The sequence below is a fragment of the Mesorhizobium sp. genome (genome assembly GCF_004962925.1).
Lineage (GTDB): Bacteria > Pseudomonadota > Alphaproteobacteria > Rhizobiales > Rhizobiaceae > Mesorhizobium.
In genome coordinates this window covers 1-2,053 of record NZ_SUEO01000106.1, presented here as the reverse complement: position 1 = coordinate 2,053, position 2,053 = coordinate 1, and the positions used below count along the sequence as shown (strand labels likewise).

The 2,053-nt window shown below is 61.4% G+C and carries 2 protein-coding genes and 1 pseudogene; all 3 read right to left on the bottom strand.

The genetic code is table 11. The features are described 5' to 3' along the window. A pseudogene (gene groEL / locus E5W87_RS20285) lies at positions 1–1,022 on the bottom strand (chaperonin GroEL); the annotation flags it as partial. Positions 1,023–1,082: 60 nt separating this feature from the next. Beyond that, positions 1,083–1,397, bottom strand: coding sequence for a co-chaperone GroES (locus tag E5W87_RS20280; RefSeq protein WP_292401323.1), 315 nt, complete (start codon positions 1,395–1,397; stop codon positions 1,083–1,085). Positions 1,398–1,717: 320 nt separating this feature from the next. Next, positions 1,718–1,975: a DUF982 domain-containing protein gene (locus E5W87_RS20275; protein ID WP_292401320.1), complete on the bottom strand. Its 258-nt coding sequence runs from the start codon at positions 1,973–1,975 to the stop codon at positions 1,718–1,720. Between the last annotated feature and the right edge of the window lie 78 nt (positions 1,976–2,053).

Genomic DNA, 2,053 nt, shown 5'->3' with positions numbered 1-2,053 from the left:
TCATCCTTGCGGCCGGCACCGTCGACGATGGTGGTGTTCTCCTTCTCGATCAGCACCTTCTTGGCGCGGCCGAGCATCTCCAGCGTGACGTTCTCAAGCTTGATGCCGAGATCTTCCGAGATAGCCGTGCCGCCGGTCAGGATGGCGATGTCTTCCAGCATGGCCTTGCGGCGGTCACCGAAGCCCGGCGCCTTGACGGCGGCAACCTTCAGGCCGCCGCGCAGCTTGTTGACGACCAGCGTCGCCAGCGCCTCGCCTTCGACGTCCTCGGCGATGATCAGCAGCGGCTTGCCGGATTGCACGGCGGCTTCGAGCACGGGAAGCATGGCCTGCAGGTTGGAGAGCTTCTTCTCGTGGATCAGCACATAGGGTTCTTCGAGCTCGACCCGCATCTTGTCCTGGTTGGTGATGAAATAGGGCGAGAGATAGCCGCGGTCGAACTGCATGCCTTCGACCACTTCCAACTCGGTCTCGGCGGTCTTGGCTTCCTCGACAGTGATGACGCCCTCATTGCCGACCTTTTCCATCGCCTCGGCGAGGAAGCGGCCGATCTCGGCATCGCCATTGGCCGAGATGGCGCCAACCTGGGCAATCTCGTCGTTCCTGGTCACCTTGCGGGCATTGGCCTTCAGTTCGGCGATGATTGCTTCGACCGCTTTGTCGATGCCGCGCTTCAGGTCCATCGGGTTCATGCCGGCAGCAACCGCCTTGGCGCCTTCCTGGACGATCGACTGCGCCAGAATCGTCGCGGTCGTGGTACCGTCACCGGCGGTGTCGCTGGTCCTCGAGGCGACCTCGCGCACCATCTGCGCGCCCATGTTCTCGAACTTGTCCTCAAGTTCGATCTCCTTCGCCACCGTCACGCCGTCCTTGGTGATGCGCGGTGCGCCGAATGACTTGTCGAGGACGACGTTGCGGCCCTTGGGACCGAGCGTCACCTTCACCGCATTGGCGAGGATATCGACGCCGCGCAACATCTTCTCGCGGGCTTCGGTATGGAATTTCACATCCTTGGCAGCCATTTGAATAACTCCTTCAAGATAGGCAGCTTACGTTGACTGGACTGCTTGTTGCGGCCCCGCTCAGGCGGCCTTCTTCACTTCGCCGGTCAATTCGATCACGCCCAACACGTCGCTCTCCTTCATGATGAGCAGGTCTTCGCCATTGAGCTTGATCTCGGTGCCGGACCACTTGCCGAACAGGATGCGATCGCCGACCTTGACGTCCAGCGGCTGCAACTGGCCGCTATCGCCACGCGCCCCAGGACCGGCGGCAATGACTTCGCCTTCCTGCGGCTTTTCCTTGGCGGTGTCGGGAATGATGATGCCGCCCGCGGTCTTCTCGTCGACCTCGATGCGGCGGACCAGGATACGGTCATGCAATGGACGGAACGCCATGTCGTTCTCCTCATAGGACAAACAGATTTTCTTGGACCTCCCTTCGCAGCCGACCGGTACAACGGCCGATGCGACGGTGCGCGACCCCTGCTCAGGCATCGCGCATATCGAATTAGTCTGCCGATCCAGGCTTTCAAGAGGATGCCGAAAAAATTTTGGCACTCGCCATGGTCGAGTGCCAAAGCACTGTAATAATGGCGCTATTCCAGGTCTGTTGGACAGCGGATGCGGCTTGGATTCCCGAGCGGGCCTTCCGACATCCTCGTCGACCCCGGCACGCCTGCCGGCGGCCGGAACCTGACGTTCAGGTGGATTGATGTTCAGGTGGATTTACGTCTCGTGACAAGCAGTCCGGCCGTGCGAGCTGCCTTGACGAAGGCCGTGCGAGCCTCGCGGGCGGTGCGCCAACCGTCGAGCGCGTCGCGGCAGGCGCGATAGGCTGCCCGCCAGCTCCGGCCGCGCGCCCGGTCCGGCCACTGCTGCATACATTCGATGGCTTCCCAGCTGCTGGCGACCTTGCGCTCTCCGATGGATTGGAGCTTGAGCGTGATCGGCTCGGAAAATGGGACGTCCTTCATCACTTTCTCCTTCTTTCTGTTTTTAGAGCAAGTAACATCCTCGAATAAGCAGGAATGCGGCCCGATCGGCGCCGATGA